Below are 17,273 nucleotides of genomic sequence, written 5' to 3'. Positions count from 1 at the left end.
CGAGGCTCATCAGGTCCGGCCCTTCCTCTCCTGTGCGAGCAACTGGTTCATCGCCTCGGTCAGGGAGCCGGTGGCCCGCTCCAGGCTCTCGTCACCGCTCCACGCCCTGGCGAGCCACCTCTGTTCCCTGTGCTGCCAGGCGGCGCTGTTGGCGGAGCTGGGGAAGGGCACCGCGTACTCGAGCGCGTCGAGGTGCACCTGGAGGTCGAACTCCGGCATTCCGGCGGCCCACGGCTCGGCGGTGCCGTTGCGCGCCGGGATGGCGGTGCCGTACTTGCCCTGGAGCAGCGACGCCTGCTCCCCGCCGAGGAACCGGACGAACTCCCGGGCCAGTTCGGGGTGCGGGGTGCGGGCGTAGACGACATTGGCCAGGCCGTGCAGGACGGTGGCTCGCCGCCGGCCCTTGGGCATCGGGGCGACGCCGGCCTTGGCGCGCAGTTCGGGGTCGGCGTAGAACGTCGCCGCGTTGTAGGACGCCTCGTAGGTCATCGCCAGCGTCCCGGACTGGAACATCTGGGTGGGGTCGGTGTCGGCCATCTGCTGGAGGGACGGGGAGGCCCGGTAGCGGTGGATCAGGTCGATCCACAGCTTCAGCCCCTCCCGGGTGTGCTCGTCGGAGTAGCCGGAGCGCGTCTTGTCCGGGGAGATGACCCAGCCGCCGGCCTGCGGTATCGAGTTGTAGTAGTTCTCCTGCGCACGGACCGGCGCCCCGACGCCGTAGATGCCGCGTCTGCGGTCGGTGAGGCGCTGGGCGGTGGAGATCAGGTCCTGCCAGGTCCAGGAGGCGTCCGGGTAGTCGGCCTTGGCCCGGTCGAAGATCTCCTTGTTGAACCACAGCGCGACCGTGTCGAAGTCCTTCGGGGCGCCGTACTGGGTGCCCTTCCAGCGGTAGAGGGAGATCAGGTCGGAGGGGAAGTCGGCGGGCCGCACCACGGCGTCGGGCCCCTCGGTCTCCAGCGGGAGGAGCTGCCCGGCGTCGGCGTAGAGGCCGAAGTTGGGCCCGTTCATCCAGAAGACGTCCGGAGCGGTGCCGCCTGTGCACGCGGTGCGCAGTTTGGTCCAGTACGTCCCGTTGGGGGTGAGCTGGACGTCGACGCTCACCCCGGGCCGGGTGCGCTCGAACTCCCGCGCCGCCCGCTGCATGGCGGGCACCTGGTAGATGTCCCAGACGCCGTAGGTGAGGTGCCCGCGGCGGGAGCCGCCGGTGGAGGCCGATGACGGGGAGGAGGGGCCGCAGCCGGTCGCGAGCGGGGCCGCCGCGAGCGTCGTGGCGGCGGCCGCCGTGAGGAGGGAACGTCTGCGCACGCCAACCCTTCCGGGTGAGAGGTCGCAGCCCCGCCGCGCGGGAGAGACTGCGAGACCGACGGAGGTCGTTCGGCTGTCCGGCAATCGGAATGCCAGCACGCTATTTGCTCAAAGTTGTTTGGTCAACGGCTCTTTCAATCATGTTTATGCAAGGTACGGTTCTCCGGGGACGGGCCGGCCGGCGCCGGTTTCGTTCCGGGGAGGGCCGCTCGGGCGGCGTCCGCGCGGTGTTCCCGGGTGCGGAGGGCGTGCCGACGCAGCTCAGCCGGGCGCCGCGCAACCATCCGGCGTCATCCCTGATGAGGGACCGCCCGGCCGCTGCCCTCGGCGAGCCGGCGGGAGATCGCCCGCGCCGTCGCCCGTACCGCCGGACCGTAGCCCGGACTCCCGGGGCCGGTGTCCGGAGCGACGACCGACAGGGCCGCCACCACCTCCTCGCCGTCCCGTACCGGAGCGGCCACCGTGGTCACCCGCCGGGGTCGGTACTGACGTCCTACGGCGTGGTCCCCGCGCCGGACCTCCGGGAGCACACGGCGCAGATCGTCGGGCGTACGGATGTCGTCGTCGCCGTGGCCCGGCCGGTACCCGGCGATGGCCTCCTCCTGGACGGCCGGCGGCGCGAAGGCGAGCAGCACCAGGCCCACCCCGGTCCGGGTCAGCGGCAGGCGCCCGCCCACGCGGTGTCGCACCGGGCTCGCGTCACGCGCCGACAGCCGTTCCACGAGCAGCGCCTCGCACTGGTCCCGTACGGCGAGCAGGACATGCTCGCGGGTGACGTGGAAGAGGTCCTCCATGTACGGCATCGCCACCGCCCGCAGCCCGTGACCGCGTGGCGCCAGTGAGGCGGTCTCCAGCAGCCGCAGGCCGACGACGTAGCGGCCGTCGGCCAGGCGTTCCAGCGCGCCCACCCCCGTCAGCGACCGGGCCAGTCGCAGCGCACTGCTGCGGGGGATGCCGCTGCGCCGGGCGAGTTCGGCGAGGGTCTGTGCACGGTGGTCGCCGTCGAAGGAGGCGAGCAGGGCGAACGCCCGGTCGATCACCGGCTGCCCCTGGGGCGGCCTGCCCCCGCCCCTGCGCCGCGGACCGCCCTCGGACATCGCCGCTGCCTCGCTGTCTCCTTCACGGCGCTCAGGGCGTGCGCGGCGCTCATGGCATCGGTGCCGTTCGTGGCGTTCCATTCATCGGAATCGCCGGTGCCAATGTACGGGCCCGCTTCCTACGGTGGCGCGCACAGGCACCCGGGACCAGCCTCGTCAGCGTGCCGGAGCAGCCCCCACAGGTACCCAGAGCAACGGAGACCCGTATGACCCCGATGACCCCGACCGGACTTGTCGACGTTCACGCCCACTTCGTCACCGACGGCTACGTGACCGCGGCCCGGTCCGCCGGCATCGAACACCCCGACGGCATGCCCGGATGGCCCACCTGGAGCGTCGAGGCACACCTCGACCTGATGGAGCGCTCGGGGATCGAGAAGTCCTACCTGTCGGTCTCGTCCCCCGGAGTGCACTTCGGGGACGACGGCGCGGCCCGCGCACTGGCCCGCGAGGTCAACGAGTTCGGCGCCCGCGTCCGCACCGGGCAGCCTCGGCGGTTCGGCCACTTCGCCTCCCTGCCCCTGCCCGACGTCGAGGGCGCGCTCGCCGAGGCCGCCCACGCACTCGACGTCCTGGGCGCGGACGGAGTCACGGTGGAGAGCAACCACCACGGCGTCTACCTCGGCGACCCGCGCCTCGAACCGCTCTGGGAGGACCTGGACCGGCGCGGCGCCGTCGTCTTCGTGCACCCCACCTCGCCGCCGCACGCCGACGACCTCGCCCTGGGCCGTCCCCGGCCGATGCTGGAGTTCCTCTTCGACACCGCCCGCACCGCGAGCGACCTGCTCTTCCGCGGCGTCCTCGCCCGCCGTCCGGGCATCCGGTGGATCCTCACCCACGGCGGAGGAGCGCTGCCGCTGCTCGCCGACCGGATGGAACTCTTCCGCACCCACTTCGGCAGCGGTCCGGCGGACGCGCCGAGCGCCGTTGAACAGCTCGGCCGCCTCTGGTACGACATGGCCGGGACGCCCTTCCCCCGTCAGATCCCGGCCTTCGACGCCGCCTTCGGCACCGAACGCCTCCTCTACGGCAGCGACTACTGCTGGACGCCCTCCGAGGCAGCTCTCGTGCAGGTCGCCACCGTCGATTCCGCGCCCGCACCGTCAGACGCCGCCACCTGGCGCGACCTCACCACCCGCAACGCGCACCGCCTCTTCGCCGGGGACGCGCGGTGACCGCCCGCACCGGAGTGCCCCGCAGCCCCGACGGCACCCCCTGGCCGGCCCGCACCGCCACCGGCCCTCACTTCACGGTCACCGCCGGCCGGACCGGGGGCGTCCCCCTGGAGCTCTCCCCGTCTGCGAGATGATCAACTCCCGACGGCTCCCTGCTCCGTCCTGATCACGCTGCCGTCCGGTCACCTGTCCTCCGGCGCGTTCCACAGCTCGCGGAGTTCGGCCCAGTCGGGCGCCGGGCCCGACAGGGCGGGGCGTGGGGCGGCGGGCGCGGTGCGCAGCCCGGCCAGGACGAGATCGAGGTGACGCAGCTGCAGCGTGACGGTGCGCTCGCCGGTGACGGGAAGCCGCAGGGCCAGGAGTTCGAGCAGCAACGGCACGTCGGCGGAGGCGAAGTCGGTGCGCAGGACGCCGGCGGCGTGTGCGCGTCCCACCAGCTCGTCGAGCGCGGCGCGGAGCCGGGCGGCGGCGGCCACGACCTCGTCGGTGGCCGGCAGCCGGCCGCCGATCAGGGACAGCAGCGGACCGCCGGAACCCTGCGCGGTCAGCGCGTCCCGAAGGAAGCGGGCGAACGCCTCCCACGGTTCCGGCTCCTCCGCGAGAGCGGTGCGAGCCTGGGCCACGAGCTGGTCCATCCCCATGACCCGCATCCGCTGAGCGAGCAGGTCCTTGCTGGGATAGCGGCGGTACAGGCTGCCCATGCCGATGCCCGCCCGGCGGGCGATCTCCGAGACCGGGGCGTCCCAGCCCTGCTCGGCGAAGACCTCACGCGCGGCCCGCATGAGGCGCACGTCATTGCGGCCGGCCTCCCGCTGCCGGCCGCGCGGGGTGCCGGTGCGCGTCTCACTCATGAAGCGGTTCCTCCTGTTCCCTGGCTGTGCGGCGGACCAGGGCGTGTTCCGAAAGTGGCGCCGTCCGCCCGAAGGGCGGGCCCCGCGGCGCCCGGTGAGTGTGATCGCGAGGCGGAGGGTCGTCCTCGTACCGGGCGTACATGGACGATCCCGGCAACGCGGCGAGCGCGCGTGCCAGGCGTCGCGGGGCAGACGGGACTTCCGGAACACACCCTAGCCCCGCGCCACGCCGTGGCCGCCGTCGACGGTGAGGACCTCGCCGGTGAGGAAGCCGGTCTCCTCGCCGGCGAGCATCGCGATCACCCGCGCCACGTCCTCGGGTTCCGCGACCCGGCGCAGCGGAGTGCGCTCCGCCAGGCGCTGCCGGAATTCCTGCGGCATGTGAGCGCTGGCCTCGGTACGGACGAAACCGGGTGCCACGACATTGACGTTGATGCCGAGCGGGCCGGCCTCGTAGGCGACGAAGCGGGCGAAGGCGTTGAGCGCGGCCTTGGCGGTGCCGTGCGCGGCCATGCCCGGGGCAGGAGGACCGTCGGCCACGGCGCTGGAGACGTACACGATGCGCCCCTGCCCTCGCGCGGCCATGAGCGTCAGCGCCCGCTGGGTGAGTGTGTAGGCGGAGGCGAGTTCGTCCGTCACCTTCGCCCTGAAGTCCTCCCAGGCAAGGTTCTGGACGGGGGTGGGCGTGAAACGGGCGCCGGCGTTGCAGACCAGGACGTCCAGACGCCCGTCGGCCGCGGAGCGCTGCAGCAGTTCGGCCGCCTGGTCGGGGTCGTGCACATCGGCCTGCAGGGCGAAGGCTTCGCCCCCGTCGGCCTGGATGGCCTTGACCACCTGCTCGGCCGACTGTCGATCGGAGAAGTAGTTGACGGCCACGCGGTACCCACGGGCTGCCAGCTCCCGCGAGGTCGCCGCGCCTATGCCCCGGCTGCCGCCGGTGACCAGTGCTGTCGGCCTGCTCGTCGTCATGTCTGCTCCATCGTCGAGGAGGTGCGCCCCGTGCCGGGAGGTGCGCCGGACGCTGTCCCTCGCTATCGGAGCGGAGCGCTCCGTTCAAAATCAGGTCACTGCTCCGTGCCCGCGCCCCGGACGCGGTGGATGGTGCGGGTGGCGTGGATGCCGGTGAGCGGGTCACCGTCGACGAGGACGAGATCGGCGCGCAGTCCAGGGGCAATGGAGCCCCGGTCGGTCAGACAGGCGCGGGCGGTCGCGGTGGTGGCTCGGAGGAACCGGCGGTCGGGGCGAGGGCCGGGCACAGGGCCACCTGTCCGGCGCGGTCGCGCCGACGGATGCCGTGGTGGGGGTCCGCCCCGGCCACGAGGACCTCGCGGACCGAAGGCCCGTACTCCCCGACGTCGTCACAGCTCCCGGCGAGCGCTGTACCAGGAAAGCCCACAGAGGCGTGCCGCGGGCAGTGCCGGATGCATCACCCGACGTAGGGCGGGTAAACGGCGGGGGCACCACCCCCACAGGTTCGGGAGGACAGTCTCGATGAGCACTTCGGACAAGGCCGGCAACACGGGCGACAAGGTCAAGGGCAAGGCGAAGGAGGGGCTCGGCAAGGCGGTCGGCAATGAGCGGCTGGAGGCGGAGGGCAGGGCCGACCAGGTCGAGAGCGACGCCAAGCAGGCCGGCGAGAAGGCCAAGGACGCGGTGAGGGACCTCCTCAAGGACTGATCTCCTCAGCGGAACCCTGAAGGCGGGTTGCGGCAACGAGCCGGACCCGCCTTCGCGCTCGGTGAACGCCTCGCGGCCGCGACGGTGCTGCCGGCCAAGGGCGCCGGAACGACGGACAGTGGGAGCATGTGGATCATGCGGAGTGCTGACGGCCGGGCGGACGGGTGGCGGGCGGCGTTGCGCCGCACACCAGTGGCCATCTGGAACGACGACATCACGGACTGGGCTGCCGCATTGACCTACTACGCGGTGCTCGCTCTGTTCCCCGTGCTGCTGGTGCTCCTCTCGGTTCTCGGGCTGACCGTGCCGACGGCCCGGCCCGAGGTGATCGACCGGGTGACGCAGGCCGTCCCCGCCACCTCCCGCGAGTTGCTGCGCAGCGCTCTGCAGCAGATGGCGGGGCAATCCTCCGCAGCCTGGGTGCTGGTCGTCTTCGGCGCGGCCGGGGCCCTGTGGTCGAGTTGCAGCTATCTGAGTGTCTTCCGCCGGGCCCTGCACGCCATGCACCGGGCCGACGCCGACCGGCCGGTGTGGCGGACCGCCCCGCGCATCGTCCTCACCGCGCTCGTGCTGATCTCCCTCCTCCTGACCACCACGCTCGCGCTGCTGGTGAGCGGCAGCGTCGCCCGACGTCTGGGCCGCGCGCTGAACCTGGGTGCCGTGCCCCAGGTCGCGTGGGACGCCCTGCGCTGGCCCGTCCTGGCAGCGGTGGCGGTCGCACTGGTCCTGGTGCTCTACCGTTCGGGTCCGGCCCCCTCGCGTCCCGTGCGGAGGATGGCACCGGGCGGCGCCCTGGCGATCGTGCTCCTGCTCTGCGTCTCACTGGGATTCGCCGTCTACGCCTCGCATGTGAGCACCTATCACCGCCTGTACGGTTCCCTGGCGGGCGTGGTGGTCTTCCTCGTCTGGCTGTGGCTGTCCAACCTCGCGCTCCTGACGGGCGCCCAGTTCAACGCCGAGCTGGCACGTACCGGCGACGACACCGGCCCGGGCCCGGGCCTGCCCCGGGGGCGGGAAGGCGGCAGCACTCTTGCCCCCGAGCCGCCCGGTGGCCGACCCGCCTGATGCGTCCGTGTGCGCCGGGTCCTCACGGCGGGTTCGCACCGCCGCGACGGGCGTGCCGCTGTCCGCCCGCGCCGCGGTGCGGGCGGCTGGGGCGCGATCGCGTGCACCGCCTCCGCCCTCCCGCGCCGGCGCCCCGGGCCGAAGCCCTGCCGGACGCCGCTGTGGCGCCTCGGCAGGGCCTCCTGCGGACTCAGCCGGTCGCCGGCCGGTTCGCCGACGGGACGACGACGAGGCGCAGGTTCTCCTCGTCGTTGTGCTCACTGATCGCGAACAGCCGGGTCCCGTCCGGCGTCCACGCCAGGCCGCGGGGCCGCAGGGAGCCCGCGTCGAACCCGGTGGCGGGGGCGAGGGACACGGTGCGATAGGGGGAGTCGGCACCGGCCCGGTACAGGTAGACGTCCGGATCGGGTTCGATGCTGTCCACGCCGGCCGCGACGTCACCCTGTGCGGAGACCGCGACGGCGACCGGGTACGACGTACTGGGATACGTGTGGCTCTCGGCCAGGTCCGGCAACCGGAACGACGGGTGGTGGTAGGGCGCCCCGGACGCGGTCAGCAGCGTCCCGCCGTCCGGACTGATGGCCATGTCGCTGAAGTCGGAGCTGCCGCCGGGACCGCTCACCGTCTCGTGCAGCACGGGGGTCCCGCCGGAGACGTCGTACACGGAGAGCCGGCCCGGAGAGGTGTTCTGGTCCCCGGCGACGAGGGTGTCAGGCGCTGCGGGAGAGGTCGCCAGCAGCGGCGCACCGCTGAACTCTCCTTCGGGGATGAGTCCCAGACGCACTGTCGGGGTGGAGGTGCCGAGGGTGAGCGAGCCGATGCTCGCCTCCCATTGTTCTCCGTAACCGAAGAAGAGCGTGCGGCCGCTCAGCGCAGCGTGGAAGGGAGCGGTGCCGGCACCGGTGGCGTAGCGTGCGCGCTGCCTTCCGGTACCGGTGTCGATGACGCTGATCGCGTCGCCCCGGGCGAGCGGAGCGTAGAGGGTGCGGTAGTCGGCGGACAACTCCAGATCGCACACCCCCGGGAGGTTGTCGATGGTGCGGACCAGGCGGCCCTCGTAGTCGGCCACCAGGACGGTGCCCGTGACGTAGTCGGAGATGAGTACGTGTTTGTGCAGCGGGTCCACCGCGAGATCGCAGTGGTACGCCACCGGAAGGGCGGTGCCCTCCTCGTCCGCTGCGGCCTGCGTCGCGGGCGCGGCGCCGAGCGACAGGCCCAGCAAGGCCGCGAGCGTCAGCAGCAGGCGAGCGTGACGAAGTCGTCTTCGCATCGGTTTCCCTTCAAGAACGGGCGCAGTCACTGGTCGGGCACCGCCCGTGTCACGGTCCATGGCCGCATCGGACTACCCTCGCCGCGGCCCCGCATTCCCTCCGAAACCCCGATCGTCACAAGGGATGTCACCGATTCCGCTTGACCGGCAGGCCTCCGGAACGGGGGCGGTGGGCCCAACGGCTTCCCGGCCGCGGGCCGGGAAGCCGTTGCGGTAGGAGCTGCCAGGGCCTGTGTGACGCGGTGATCAGCCGGCGGTCTTCAGGAGGTCCGGTTGCTTCCGGTCCCGCTCGCAGGGGATCAGCTGTGCCTCCCTGGGCACACGCAGCGGATTGGGTCGCCGGGTGCCGGCGTCAGGCGGGGGAGGGGAGATGGTGTTCTCGCCGGTGAGGCGGCGGGCCATGAGGTCGGTCATGGCGAGGCGGATCGTGGCTTCGGAGCGGACAGGCAGGGTCTCGTAGTCGCGGGCCGGGCGGCGGTGGAGCATGAGCCAGCCGTAGGTGCGCTCGACCGCCCACCGCTTCGGGATCGGGGTGAAACCCCTGGTCCCTGGTGCGCGTGCGCTGACGTCCTCGCCCGCGCAAGCCGGACGCCTGCTCGGTATCTGCCCGGCAGCGCCACGGCGAAGGGGGCCTCAAGTCCGGTGATTTCATCGGCAGCAGGAGCAGGAGCAGGAGCAGGAGCAGGACCACGCCAACCGAACGAGATGGGCTCTCAGCCGCCACAGGGCCAACACGGAGACGGCGAGGACCCCCGGTGAGAGGAAGGGCTCCAAGGCCTCTCCGGAACACACCGGGGGTTCTGTCTCGCGGGCGGTTCGTGCCAGGCGGAGGTCAGCCCGGCCCGTCAAGTCAGCGGGCGTGCCCGCTTCTTGTTGGCCCGGTGGATGCCCAGACCGGTGAAGCCGACCCAGACGAGAGTGATCAGACCGACGAGGGCATCCGCACCCCACCCGTTGACGGCGTAGAAGTGGGTGGCGTCCATGCCGAAGTAGAGCGACGGGATGGCCAGCAGGTTGATGACTCCGACGACGATGGAACCGCGCAGGGTCCACCGTGGCACCACCGGTGACGCGGCTGCCGTGAACCGCTGCGCGGCACGGGCGAACCCGAGGAAGAACATCGCGATCCACAGGTGTGCGATCGGACCGTGAGCCAGTGCCATGGCGGCCGCCAGAGGGCCGTCCGTGGTCGGGTCCATCCCCCGATCCGGGAAGGCCAAGGGAGTACCGGCCTCCAGCGAGGTGGCGAAGAGGATCACCGCGACGTAGGTGAGCAGCGACACGATGGTGAGCTGACCGACGATGGCGCGCCGGCCCGTGTCGTCCCTGGGAAGCAGACGCGCCAGAGCGACCCCGAACGCCGTCAGCACAGCCATGATCACCAGCGTCAGCAGGCTACGCGTCAGGACGTTCCACTCCGGAGGTGGTCCGGAGTAGACGAAGTACAAGGCCACCATCGGCACCGAGAGGGCACCCACTGCCATCCCCGCCCGGCCGGCGAAGGTGGTGGTGGACAGGTCCGATGCGTCGGCTGCGTGACGAGACGAGGCAGACAGGTTCTGCGTGGGCGATGGCGTGGTCACAGTGACTCCCGGGTGACGTCGTCGGTACGGAGGTGTCCGGTCTGGAGGCGGTGCGATGAACCGGTGCGTAGCCACTGGTCGCGGACGTGGTCCACGGACAGCAGTGCAGCGTTGATGAGAAGGGCGCTGCCGGGCGTCCACAGCCACCACGGACCGTCGAGGTCAGTGCGGAAGATGCCCATCAGCAACCAGACGATGGTCTGGACGGCGGTCGCGAAGGCGGTCACCGTGGTGACGGCGAAGCGGATCCGGGTCGTGGAGCGCTGATCGGTCGGGTCGAGCCCGAGCAGCGTCATCAGGTGTCGGCGAGGACGTGTGGTGTTCATGTCCTCCACCATGTCGGCCGGCCGATGTGCCGGACGTCTGCCGATCGGACCGGTCCCGTCCACGAACGGCCGACAGTTTCTACGACTTTCGTTGACTGCCTCGTCGAGGCCGCCGGTCTAGGGTGGTTCGGTGATGTCTCCTCCCCTCGCCGCCGTCGGCGGTCGCAACGACGAGATACCGGTGCGTCGAGGGCCGTGGATCGAGCGCGGCCGGTCGGCGTTGCTCGTTCTCTCCTCGTTCACCGGTGGACTCGCCATGCTGTTCCTGGTCCTCGAGCAACGCCCGGGAGGCGGGTGGCGCGTCCTTGACATCTCCGTGGGCGCCGCCGCGAGTCTCGTCCTGCTGGTCCGTTACCGTGCTCCGGTCGTGGTCGGCCTGGTGCTGGCGGTCGCCGGGGCGTTCTGCGCCACCGCCGGCGTGGCCAACTACGTGGCCCTGTTCGCCGTGGCACGCAGCCGGGGCATCGAGCAGGCGTTCGTGGTGGCGTTGGCCGACATCGCCGGCGCCCTGGTCTTCTGGCTGCTGTATCCGGCCAACTCCGCGCTGAGCCTCACCGTGGTGGTCAACACCGCGATCGCACTCGCCGTCGTGGCCTGGGGCGCACTGCAGCAGAAGCAGCAGGACCTGGTCGCGGTCTACCGGGACAGAGCGGCCCGTATCGAGCGCGAGCGGGAGCAGCGTGCGGAACAGATCCAGATGGCCGAGCGCGCCAGAATCGCCCGGGACATGCACGACTCGGTCGCGCACTACATCTCGCTGATCGCGCTGTATGCCGGCGGGCTCGCGGTCGCCGGGGACAACGCCAAGAATGTCGGCACGACAGCCGCGACGATTCGCACGACCGCGATCAGTGCGCTCGACGAGTTGCGCACGGTGATCGGGATGCTGCGCGACGGCACCGTCGTGACACCGCAAACTGCCGAGCACGAGCACACCGTTGCGGGACTGATCGACGAAGCCAGACAAGCCGGTCAGTTGATCGTCGCGCACCTTGATCTGCCCGGCAACAGCGGCAGCACCGGCAGCACAGCCGCGCTGCGGGATTTTCCGAGCGCCGAGCACGTGTACCGCGTCGTGCAAGAGGGGCTGACCAACGCGCGCAAGCACGCCCCCGGCGCACTGGTGACGGTGAATGTCCGCCGCGAGGGCAGCGATGCCCTCGTCACGATCACCAACCCGGTCGAAGAAACCGAGTCAGCGCTGCCCGGAACGGGCGCCGGCCTGAGCGGTCTCGTCGAACGGATCGCCACCGTGGGAGGCGTAGTCGAACACGAGGTCGTCGACCGCGGTGAGAACACCCACGAGTTCCGGCTGACTGCGCGAGTGCCCCTGCGATGACCAGCTCTCCACGTTCCAGCAGCGCCCCCGGCGCACCCACGTCGGTGCTCATCGTCGACGACGACGCGATGGTCCGCGCCGGGCTGTCGATGGTCCTGTCGGTGGACCCCACCATCACGATCGTCGCCGAGGCATCCGGCGGAGCCGAGGCCGTCGTCGCGGCCACGCGGCACCGTCCCGATGTCGTGCTGATGGACCTGCAGATGCCGGAGATGAACGGCGTCGAGGCCACCCGCCGTGTCCGAGCGGCGGTGCCGTCGGTCGCGGTGCTGATGCTGACCACCTTCCACCTGGACACACACGTCCTCGACGCGTTGCAGGCCGGCGCGAGCGGATATCTGCTCAAGGATGTCGCGCCACAAGAGCTCTGCCACGCGATCCACCTTGCCGCATCGGGCGAATCCGCGTTCTCGGCAACGATCACCCGCCAACTCGTGGCACGCCACACTCGCACAGCCGAGGACTCCACCAGCGCCAAAGCCCAGCAGGCACTGGAGGCGCTCACCGATCGGGAGCGCGCCGTCGCCGAGGCTGTCGCTGAAGGCGCCTCCAACGCGACCATCGCGAAGGCACTCTTCATGAGCGAAGGCACAGTCAAGACGCACATCTCCCGCGCACTCACCAAGACCGGCTTGGACAACCGCGTCCAGCTGGCACTCATGGTCTTCCGAGCGCAGCAGAACTCCTGAGAGGTCGTTTTCGCCCGATGTTTTATCCCGGAAGCGGCTATTCGGTCTGTGGTGTCGGGTCGTGCCAGGAGATGGTGCTCTCGCTGGTGAGGCGGCGAGCCATGAGGTCGGTCATGGCGAGGTGGTGAGGCTGATCCTTTGGAGTGGACACCCTGACAATGGATCTTGATGATCCAGGGAGGGATGCCCGGGTGGGACGCAAGTCTCCGTATCCGGAGGAGTTCAGGAAGGACGCTGTCGCGCTCTACCGCGCCGCGGCCGGCAAGCGGACGTACGCGGCGGTGGCCGCGGATCTCGGCATCACAGCGGAGTCGCTTCGGACGTGGGTGCGCAAGGACGACGCCCAGGCCGTGCCCGAGGGCCGCGACGGCAGCGTGAGCGCGGCCGAGGAGCTGGCCCGGTTGCGAGCGGAGAACGCCCGGCTACTGAAGGCGGAGAAGGAGTGGCAGCTGGAGCGCGAGATCCTGCGCCGGGCAGCGGCCTATTTCGCCCGGGAGGTGAAGTGAGACCCCGCCGCTGGGACTTCATCTCCGACAACCGCGCCGACTTCGGCGTCAAGCGGATCTGCCGGGTGCTTGGAGCGTCCCGCGCTGGCTACTACCAGCACCTGGCCACTGAGCAGGCCCGCACCGAACGCCAGGCCGAGGAGAAGCGGACCGTGAGCGAGATCCGCGCCATCCACGCCGAACACCAGGGTGCCTACGGCGCCCCGCGCGTCCATGCTGAACTGCGTGCGAGAGGACGCAGGATCAACCGCAAGCGCGTCACCCGGCTGATGCGGATCAACCACATCGTCGGCCGACACCTACGCAAGAAGAAGCGGACGACGATCGCGGACAGGACCGCGCCACCCGCGCCCGACCTGGTGATGCGCGACTTCACCGCGGACACGCTGAACACCAGGTGGTGCGGCGACATCACGTACATAGCCGTCGGTACGACGTGGCTCTACCTCGCCACGGTGATCGACATCTGCTCGAGAAAGGTGGTGGGCTGGTCGATCGCCGACCACATGCGCACCTCCCTGGTCACCGACGCGATCGAAATGGCTGTGGCCACCCGCGGCGGCCGGGTCCACGGCGTCGTTTTCCACACCGACAGGGGCGCCCAATACAGCGCGGCCGCCTTCGCCGAGGTCTGCGGCCGGCACGGCATCTGCCGCAGCATGGGCCGGGTCGGCTCAAGCTATGACAATGCCCTCGCCGAGTCGTTCTTCCAGGGCCTCAAGCGCGAATTGCTCCATGGCCGCCGCTGGACCTCGAAGGCACAGACTCGGCTGGAGTTGTTCCGCTGGCTGTCGTACTACAACCGACGCCGTCGGCACTCCGCGCTCGGCTACCTCACACCAGCCGAGTTCGAACAGCAACTGATCACGTCACGTACGCTGTCACGCGTCGCATGAAACCCGGTGTCCACTCCCGAGGATCAACCTCAGTGGATCACGACTTCGGATCGGGTGGGCAGGGTTTCGCAGTCGCGGGCGAGGCGGCGGTGGAGCATGAGCCAGCCGTAGGTCCCTTCGACCGCCCAGCGCTTCGGGAGGGGAGTGAAACCTCGGGCCCCGGGCTTTCCTGATCCAGCAGGATGCTGCCCGCGGTGGCCGTGGGTGTCCGCGGCGAGGACGACGACTGCGACGACCCGGCCGCGGACGTCCACGGCCAGGCCGCGCGTGCGGCCTGGCACCGTTCGGCCGGGTCGTCGCAGTCGTGGAGGCCGGGGGCCCGGGCAGCCACCTGGACACTCGGGGGTATCCAGCACCACCAGGGTCTGGTCCTCCGACGGGCGGGCGCGTTCAGGGACCTGGCAACGCAGAAGTTCATGGAAGACCTGGTCGGTCCGTCATCGGGCCAGGCGGCGAAGCAGGGGTACGCCGCGCTCTTCGGCGGCAGGTCGTGCGGAAGGCAGGCCCACCGGCAGCCGGTCCGCCCCTGGTAGAGGATCGGGTACGGGATCAGGACCGGCGGAAGGCGCTGACGCCGCCCTGATAGCACGTCAGCCTGCCCTCGCCGGCGCCGGTTCCAGCCGCCGGGCCGCCGTCCCGTTCTCAGGTCCGCCAGGCGTACCCGAGCAGGCCCTCGGTCCGCTGGCCCTCATCACACGTGGGCTGCTCGGAGACGAAGTGGTCCCCGGTGGACGGGATCTGGCACCGGTAGAGGGCGACGGTGCCCGGCGCGGCAGCGGTCGCGGCGAAGCCGAGCGGGCCGAGCGGCTCCTGGCCCTCGCAGCCCGGCTCCGTGCTGACCATGTCGTGGCCGCCGACCCGGCACTCGAAGAGCGGACGGGTCCCGAACGCCTCGTGGCGCAGCAGCCGCCAGGCGTTCTCGGCGGTGAACCCGGCGGGCAGCCCGCGGGTCGAGGCCCAGTGGCCGCGGGTCGGGGAGTGGGCGCGGACCAGACGCGTGTACGGCAGGTCCTCGAAGCCGCAGGACAACTGCGCGGGCGTCAGGTCGGCGCGGTTGGCCAGGGCCCAGGTCCGCCACGCGGGCTTCGCGCTGCCGTCGGGGGCGCGCAGCCCGAGGGCGAGTCCGGCAGCGGTCTCCGTGGGATTGTCGAGCATGCGGTGGTAGACGTAGTTGGTGATGCCGGGCGTGCCGAGCACGTCCCGGAAGGATTCGCACACGGCCTGCGCCTGCCGCTCCGGCGAGGAGGATCCCGTCGAGGTGATGCCGCTCTCGGTCAGCTGCACGTCCGACCAGGCCTCGGTGTTCGCCGGGAAGTTCTGGCGCAGCCAGCCCACGAGATGGCCGAGCGTGCCGTACGTCACGTACGGCGTGTCGTCCGGACCGAACACCGGACTGCGCAGGTCACGTGGATAGGGGTGCATGGCCACCCGCCAGCGGCGGGTTCCGGCGCGGGCGGCCAGGCCGCGCAGCACGGTCATGCCGGACAGGACGGGTTCCGTAGCGGCGGGGGCGTCCAGCGCGCTGCCGAAGGAGTGGTCGAGCGACAGATAGGTGCGGGCGGTGGGCTGTTCGCCGGTGACCCGGTCGTAGGCCGTGTCGTAGAGGGCGGCGATCTCGTCGAGCCACGCGGTGGTGCCGCACGGAGTGCCGTGGCCACAGCCGATGTTGAACCAGGTGTTGGTGTTGACCTCGTTGCCGATGACGAAGTCGGCGACCCGGCCGTGACCGTGCAGTCCGTCGTACCGCTGGGCGAGCATGCCGGCGAAGCGGGCGTAGTCGCTCGCGCGGTCCGGGGCGCAGAAGATCTCCATGCCCGGGGCGGAGGGCACACACGTCCTGCCGGTCCGGGCCCAGGCCGGTGTTCCGTAGACGACGCCGGTGACGACGAGACCGCGCTCGGTCCAGTCGCGGATGTCGGCGTCCAGGTGCGCGGGCACGGTGAAGCACTGCCCGTCGTACTGCTGTTGGCCGGCCGAGCACGGCACGGACTGCACGGTGGGCTGCCACTGCGCCCAGACCAGGTTCACGGCGACGCCGCCGGTGTTGTTGCCCGCGATCTCGTCCTTGTCCGGCCAGTCGTCGGGCTGGACGGCCTTGATCCGGTAGTCACCCCGCTCGGGGTAGGCGAGCGGTGCCGGAGGGGAGTGCGGCTCGGCCGCCGCCGCCCCGGTGCCCGGGGCGAGCAGCAGGACGAGCGCGCACAGAACGGCCGGCCAGGTCCACCGGGCGGGTGCCCCACGTCTCATCGCGGTCTCCTTGCCCTACGACGGGCGGTCGGTGTCGGACACATGCAGCGACGGTCCGGGTGCGGGACGGGTCCCGGCCGGGGAGCGAGTGCGGGCGGGCCGGATCAGGGCGTGGTCAGCAACTTCGGCTGACGGCGGGAGGCGTGGTTCGTCCGTTCGTCTCGCTTGTGGAGGTGGCTGGTGCCGTCGGTGCTCGGTCTGCTGGAGGCCCAGGAGAAGAAGGTCCGCGAAGACGTTGCGCGGCTGCGTGAGGAGGCCGAGCGGCTTTAGGCCGCGCTGGGTGAGGCCGAACACGCACTTCAGCGGCTGGTGGATGCCCGTGTAACGGTGGCCGAGGTACTGGCCGAGCCGCCCTCCGCGGTCGCGGATCCGGTGCGAAGTGCGGTGGCAGGCGCCGTGGTGCCGCATCGGGCCGACGGCATGACGGCGTCGGCCCTCGCGCCGGACTACCAGCGGATCATGTCCGTGCTGGCGTCGGAGGCGGCGGGGGAGGGCATGCGCTGCAAGCAGCTGGCAGCGGCCCTGGGCCTTCAGGCGGTCCCGGCGAAGGTCGAGGGGGTGCGGTCGAAGGTGAAACGCCTGGTGGAACGGGGATGGGCGGTGCAGGTGCGGCCGGGAGTGTTCACCGCGCTCGCGGCGCCGGCCGACTGAAGGCGCCCGAGCGGCGTCCGGCCAGGCGGCTGCTCATCAGCATGGTCATCGACCACAGCACCATGGCCTCGTGCATGACCGGCAGCGTCTCGTAGTTGCGCACCAGACGACGCGAGCGCATCAACCAGCTCAGCGTTCTCTCCACCACCCACCTGCGCGGCAGCACCACGAAGCCCGTGGTGTCGTCGGAGCGTTTGACGATGTCGAGAGTGAGCCGCAGGTTCTCGGCTACCCAGTCGACGAGCCGGCCCGAATAGCCGCCGTCCGCCCAGACGAGCCGGACGGAGAAGTGCAGCTTGCGCAGCCGTTCCAGCAGGGGCACCGCAGCGTCCCGGTCCTGGACACTTGCCGCGGTCACCGTGACGGCCAGGACCAGGCCGAGGCAGTCGACCACCAGGTGCCGCTTGCGCCCCGCGACTTTCTTCCCGCCGTCCCAGCCGGACGTCTTGGTGGGGACGGTCGCTGCCGCCCGCAGGGACTGCGAGTCCACGATTGCCGCACTCGGATCCGGTGAACGGCCCTCCTTGTTCCGAACCCCGGTCACGCAGCCGGTCGTGCAGCTCCGCGAGCAGACCCGTCACCTGCCAGCGGCGGGC

At 71.1% G+C, this 17,273-nt stretch carries 18 protein-coding genes and 1 pseudogene; 8 read left to right on the top strand and 11 right to left on the bottom strand.

Going from position 1 to position 17,273, the window contains the following annotated elements:
* Nucleotides 1–9: 9 nt before the first annotated feature.
* Together AC6I72_RS32405 and AC6I72_RS32400 are read right to left on the bottom strand one after the other, a co-directional pair.
* Nucleotides 10–1,305: an ABC transporter substrate-binding protein gene (locus AC6I72_RS32405; RefSeq protein ID WP_498005021.1), complete on the bottom strand. Its 1,296-nt coding sequence runs from the start codon at nt 1,303–1,305 to the stop codon at nt 10–12.
* Between the two features lie 290 nt (nt 1,306–1,595).
* A complete protein-coding gene (locus AC6I72_RS32400; protein ID WP_498005020.1) occupies nt 1,596–2,345 on the bottom strand; it encodes an IclR family transcriptional regulator in 750 nt (249 codons plus the stop codon).
* Nucleotides 2,346–2,617: 272 nt separating this feature from the next.
* Between AC6I72_RS32400 and AC6I72_RS32395 the strand changes: the two genes are divergently transcribed.
* Nucleotides 2,618–3,577 (top strand): amidohydrolase family protein, encoded by a 960-nt coding sequence (locus AC6I72_RS32395; RefSeq protein ID WP_498006406.1) that lies wholly within the window; start codon nt 2,618–2,620, stop codon nt 3,575–3,577.
* Between the two features lie 182 nt (nt 3,578–3,759).
* Here AC6I72_RS32395 and AC6I72_RS32390 read toward each other — a convergent pair whose 3' ends face one another.
* From AC6I72_RS32390 to AC6I72_RS32380, 3 genes are all read right to left on the bottom strand, one after another.
* Nucleotides 3,760–4,428: a TetR/AcrR family transcriptional regulator gene (locus AC6I72_RS32390; protein ID WP_498005019.1), complete on the bottom strand. Its 669-nt coding sequence runs from the start codon at nt 4,426–4,428 to the stop codon at nt 3,760–3,762.
* A gap of 213 nt (nt 4,429–4,641) precedes the next feature.
* The gene (locus AC6I72_RS32385) at nt 4,642–5,397 is read right to left on the bottom strand and encodes an SDR family oxidoreductase (RefSeq protein ID WP_498005018.1); all 756 of its coding nucleotides are present in this window, start codon (nt 5,395–5,397) and stop codon (nt 4,642–4,644) included.
* A gap of 95 nt (nt 5,398–5,492) precedes the next feature.
* Complete coding sequence (locus tag AC6I72_RS32380; RefSeq protein WP_498005017.1) at nt 5,493–5,684, bottom strand: hypothetical protein; 192 nt, start codon at nt 5,682–5,684, stop codon at nt 5,493–5,495.
* A 235-nt stretch (nt 5,685–5,919) separates the two neighbouring features.
* Between AC6I72_RS32380 and AC6I72_RS32375 the strand changes: the two genes are divergently transcribed.
* Nucleotides 5,920–6,105 (top strand): CsbD family protein, encoded by a 186-nt coding sequence (locus AC6I72_RS32375; protein ID WP_498005016.1) that lies wholly within the window; start codon nt 5,920–5,922, stop codon nt 6,103–6,105.
* 135 nt (nt 6,106–6,240) lie between these two features.
* Nucleotides 6,241–7,170, top strand: coding sequence for a YihY/virulence factor BrkB family protein (locus AC6I72_RS32370; RefSeq protein ID WP_498005014.1), 930 nt, complete (start codon nt 6,241–6,243; stop codon nt 7,168–7,170).
* A gap of 190 nt (nt 7,171–7,360) precedes the next feature.
* On the opposite strand, the gene AC6I72_RS32365 is transcribed toward AC6I72_RS32370, so the two are convergent.
* From AC6I72_RS32365 to AC6I72_RS32350, 4 genes and pseudogenes are all read right to left on the bottom strand, one after another.
* Nucleotides 7,361–8,440 (bottom strand): hypothetical protein, encoded by a 1,080-nt coding sequence (locus tag AC6I72_RS32365; protein ID WP_498005013.1) that lies wholly within the window; start codon nt 8,438–8,440, stop codon nt 7,361–7,363.
* Between the two features lie 372 nt (nt 8,441–8,812).
* Nucleotides 8,813–8,992, bottom strand: a pseudogene (locus tag AC6I72_RS32360) (IS5 family transposase); the annotation flags it as partial.
* 293 nt (nt 8,993–9,285) lie between these two features.
* Complete coding sequence (locus AC6I72_RS32355) at nt 9,286–10,023, bottom strand: hypothetical protein (RefSeq protein ID WP_498005012.1); 738 nt, start codon at nt 10,021–10,023, stop codon at nt 9,286–9,288.
* Nucleotides 10,020–10,349 carry a hypothetical protein gene (locus AC6I72_RS32350; RefSeq protein WP_498005011.1) on the bottom strand — a complete coding sequence of 110 codons (330 nt, stop codon included), beginning with the start codon at nt 10,347–10,349 and terminating at the stop codon, nt 10,020–10,022. The genes AC6I72_RS32355 and AC6I72_RS32350 overlap by 4 nt, the downstream gene beginning before the upstream one ends.
* Before the next feature lie 133 nt (nt 10,350–10,482).
* On the opposite strand from AC6I72_RS32350, the gene AC6I72_RS32345 reads away from it, so the two are divergent.
* The 4 genes from AC6I72_RS32345 to AC6I72_RS32330 all read left to right on the top strand — a co-directional run bounded on the left by AC6I72_RS32345 (nt 10,483) and on the right by AC6I72_RS32330 (nt 14,312).
* Nucleotides 10,483–11,688 (top strand): sensor histidine kinase, encoded by a 1,206-nt coding sequence (locus AC6I72_RS32345; RefSeq protein WP_498005010.1) that lies wholly within the window; start codon nt 10,483–10,485, stop codon nt 11,686–11,688.
* Nucleotides 11,685–12,377: a response regulator gene (locus AC6I72_RS32340; RefSeq protein WP_376366410.1), complete on the top strand. Its 693-nt coding sequence runs from the start codon at nt 11,685–11,687 to the stop codon at nt 12,375–12,377. The genes AC6I72_RS32345 and AC6I72_RS32340 overlap by 4 nt, the downstream gene beginning before the upstream one ends.
* A 191-nt stretch (nt 12,378–12,568) precedes the next feature.
* A protein-coding gene (locus tag AC6I72_RS32335; RefSeq protein WP_498005009.1) for an IS3 family transposase occupies nt 12,569–13,779 on the top strand; the annotation gives its coding sequence in 2 pieces (ribosomal slippage) (nt 12,569–12,815 and nt 12,815–13,779; 1,212 coding nt in all).
* Nucleotides 13,780–13,973: 194 nt separating this feature from the next.
* Nucleotides 13,974–14,312, top strand: a complete 339-nt coding sequence (locus tag AC6I72_RS32330; RefSeq protein ID WP_498005008.1) for a hypothetical protein — start codon at nt 13,974–13,976, stop codon at nt 14,310–14,312.
* Between the two features lie 109 nt (nt 14,313–14,421).
* Here AC6I72_RS32330 and AC6I72_RS32325 read toward each other — a convergent pair whose 3' ends face one another.
* The gene (locus tag AC6I72_RS32325) at nt 14,422–16,026 is read right to left on the bottom strand and encodes a DUF5722 domain-containing protein (protein ID WP_498005007.1); all 1,605 of its coding nucleotides are present in this window, start codon (nt 16,024–16,026) and stop codon (nt 14,422–14,424) included.
* A gap of 327 nt (nt 16,027–16,353) precedes the next feature.
* Here AC6I72_RS32325 and AC6I72_RS32320 point away from each other — a divergent pair, with 327 nt between their 5' ends.
* Nucleotides 16,354–16,677, top strand: a complete 324-nt coding sequence (locus AC6I72_RS32320) for a hypothetical protein (protein WP_498005006.1) — start codon at nt 16,354–16,356, stop codon at nt 16,675–16,677.
* Here AC6I72_RS32320 and AC6I72_RS32315 read toward each other — a convergent pair.
* Nucleotides 16,649–17,167: a transposase gene (locus AC6I72_RS32315; RefSeq protein WP_498005005.1), complete on the bottom strand. Its 519-nt coding sequence runs from the start codon at nt 17,165–17,167 to the stop codon at nt 16,649–16,651. The two genes, AC6I72_RS32320 and AC6I72_RS32315, sit on opposite strands and share 29 nt — an antisense overlap.
* Nucleotides 17,168–17,273: the final 106 nt, after the last annotated feature.

The organism is Streptomyces sp. Xyl84, from assembly GCF_059731885.1.
Note: the sequence above shows the minus strand (reverse complement) of the source record. Positions and strands in the feature narration are given on the sequence as shown.

Excerpts from the sequence above, each read along its gene's own strand:
- AC6I72_RS32395 (WP_498006406.1), top strand. The coding sequence starts at position 2,618 with ATGACCCCGACCGGACTTGTCGACGTTCACGCCCACTTCGTCACCGAC.
- AC6I72_RS32390 (WP_498005019.1), bottom strand. The coding sequence starts at position 4,428 with ATGAGTGAGACGCGCACCGGCACCCCGCGCGGCCGGCAGCGGGAGGCC.
- AC6I72_RS32385 (WP_498005018.1), bottom strand. The coding sequence starts at position 5,397 with ATGACGACGAGCAGGCCGACAGCACTGGTCACCGGCGGCAGCCGGGGC.
- AC6I72_RS32375 (WP_498005016.1), top strand. The coding sequence starts at position 5,920 with ATGAGCACTTCGGACAAGGCCGGCAACACGGGCGACAAGGTCAAGGGC.
- AC6I72_RS32370 (WP_498005014.1), top strand. The coding sequence starts at position 6,241 with ATGCGGAGTGCTGACGGCCGGGCGGACGGGTGGCGGGCGGCGTTGCGC.
- AC6I72_RS32365 (WP_498005013.1), bottom strand. The coding sequence starts at position 8,440 with ATGCGAAGACGACTTCGTCACGCTCGCCTGCTGCTGACGCTCGCGGCC.
- AC6I72_RS32350 (WP_498005011.1), bottom strand. The coding sequence starts at position 10,349 with ATGAACACCACACGTCCTCGCCGACACCTGATGACGCTGCTCGGGCTC.
- AC6I72_RS32345 (WP_498005010.1), top strand. The coding sequence starts at position 10,483 with ATGTCTCCTCCCCTCGCCGCCGTCGGCGGTCGCAACGACGAGATACCG.
- AC6I72_RS32340 (WP_376366410.1), top strand. The coding sequence starts at position 11,685 with ATGACCAGCTCTCCACGTTCCAGCAGCGCCCCCGGCGCACCCACGTCG.
- AC6I72_RS32325 (WP_498005007.1), bottom strand. The coding sequence starts at position 16,026 with ATGAGACGTGGGGCACCCGCCCGGTGGACCTGGCCGGCCGTTCTGTGC.